Source organism: Leptolyngbya cf. ectocarpi LEGE 11479 (assembly GCF_015207065.1).
Lineage (GTDB): Bacteria > Cyanobacteriota > Cyanobacteriia > Phormidesmidales > Phormidesmidaceae > Leptothoe > Leptothoe ectocarpi.
The window spans coordinates 1-1,107 of the sequence record NZ_JADEXP010000647.1; the positions used below are offsets into that span (position 1 = coordinate 1).

A 1,107-nucleotide genomic window follows, 5' to 3' on the forward strand; every position below is an offset into this window, starting at 1 on the left:
TCCCCATCCCCCCCGTAGGCGGCATGCCATATTCCAAAGCGGTGACAAAGTCTTCGTCTAAGCTATGGGCTTCGAGATCCCCAGCTGCTTTTTTAGCCGCTTGGGCCTCTAGGCGCTGGCGCTGATCGACAGGATCCGTAAGTTCAGAGAAACTATTGGCCGTTTCTCGACCCACGATAAACAGCTCGAAGCGCTCCACTAACCCAGGCTTGTCTCGATGGGGCTTGGCCAGGGGAGAAATTTCCACTGGATAATCGGTCACAAACGTCGGCTGGATTAGCGTTGGCTCTACCACCTGTTCAAAGGCCTGATTGAGGATATGGCCGATGGTGAGGCAATCATCAATGCCATGGAGCCCAGCCTCTTTTGCAGCTGCTTTTGCCGCATCTAGCTCAGTAAACTCAGCAAAGTTTACCCCCGTCCTTTCCTCCACGGCATCGTGCATGGTGACGCGTTTCCAAGGGGTGCCCAGATCAATGGCATCCCCCTGATAGCTGATCGCAGTGGTGCCGAGGACCTCCTCTGCCGCATTAACAATCAGGGCCTCGGTAATATCCATCATGTCGTGATAGTCAGCGTAGGCTTGGTATAGCTCAATGGAGGTAAACTCTGGATTGTGACGCGTAGAAATGCCTTCATTCCGAAAAATGCGGCCCATTTCAAATACGCGCTCAAAGCCTCCCACAATCAGCCGTTTTAGGTGCAGCTCCGTGGCAATGCGCAGATACAGCTGCATGTCCAGGGTGTTGTGGTAGGTGACAAATGGGCGCGCATCGGCTCCACCGGGTTCAGTTTGTAAAACCGGGGTTTCAATCTCAATAAAGTTTTGCTGGTCAAGGTAGCGGCGGATTGATGTGGTGATCTGCGCCCGCTTCCGAAAGGTGTCCCTGACCTCAGGATTGACGATTAGATCCACATAGCGCTGACGGTAGCGCTTGGCCACATCGGTAAGACCGTGCCACTTATCGGGCAAGGGCAGCAGCGCCTTGGTCAGTATGGCATAGGCACTGACTTTGACCGATAGCTCACCTTTGTCAGTGCGCTTGATGGTGCCCTTAACCCCCAGAAAATCCCCCACATCCGTCAGCTGCTTGAGGGGGGTAAACG

At 54.1% G+C, this 1,107-nt stretch carries 1 protein-coding gene; it reads right to left on the reverse strand.

Features of this window, described 5'->3' with window-relative positions; all coding sequences use genetic code 11:
• Positions 1-1,107 (reverse strand): lysine--tRNA ligase (gene lysS, locus IQ260_RS30720; protein WP_193996823.1); only part of this gene is annotated, 1,107 nt, incomplete at both ends.